The following is a 749-nucleotide window of genomic DNA, read 5'->3' as shown; positions in this document are numbered from 1 at the left end:
TTTATACCTTTGCTAGTTTGTTTTTTTAGTAACGTTGCACTCCTTTCAGCTTCTCCGTTTTATTTGTTAACTTTGCTTATTCAAGTGATGTTCTATGCCTTGGCGTTTTTTGGAACGCTAAGAATGAGTGATGAACGTGCGCCGGTTTATCTGACCCTTCCTTATTATTTTACTTTGCTTAATGTAGCTTGTTCGCATGCAACATGGCGTTATTTGAAGGGTGAGAAACAAGTGATTTGGAAGCCAAGGGCGGGTTAGTGGATAAGATCGAGCCGACAATTAAAGTATTGCACCTTATTGATAGCGGTGGCCTTTATGGTGCCGAGAAAATGTTACTAACGCTTTGTAGCGAGCAAATTAAACAAGGACTTCAATCGACTATTCTAAGTTGCGGCACAGTCAATGAAGAACCAAAAGCTATTGAGCTAGAAGCTAAAAAACTAGGTATTGATGTTATTCTGTGGCGGATGAAGTCGGGCTTGAATCGCCCTGGTATGCATGACATTTGGAAGTTGATTGTCGAAGAAGGTTTTACTCTTCTTCATTCGCACGGGTATAAGTTTAATGTATTACTCGCTTTAACTCGGCACAGTTATCCTCAAGTAAAAGTTGTTGCCACTGTGCATGGGTATACAACCCCTAAGCGCTTTTCCAAAGGCTGGATATACCAATGGGCTGATAAGCTGCTGCTTATTCGACTGGATGCCATTATTTACGTCAATCAATTTGTAGGCATGCCTTCGTTCTTA

1 protein-coding gene and 1 pseudogene are annotated in these 749 nt (G+C 40.9%); both read left to right on the top strand.

The features are described from left to right. Positions 1-258, top strand: a pseudogene (locus A3762_RS28240) (hypothetical protein); the annotation flags it as partial. Continuing rightward, positions 258-749: glycosyltransferase (locus A3762_RS04070; RefSeq protein ID WP_197469011.1), on the top strand; the 492-nt coding region annotated here is incomplete at its 3' end. The pseudogene A3762_RS28240 and the gene A3762_RS04070, both read left to right, overlap by 1 nt.

The organism is Oleiphilus sp. HI0125 (genome assembly GCF_001635355.1).
The sequence above is the reverse complement of the archived record's forward strand: the minus strand, read 5'-3'. Positions and strand labels throughout refer to the sequence as shown.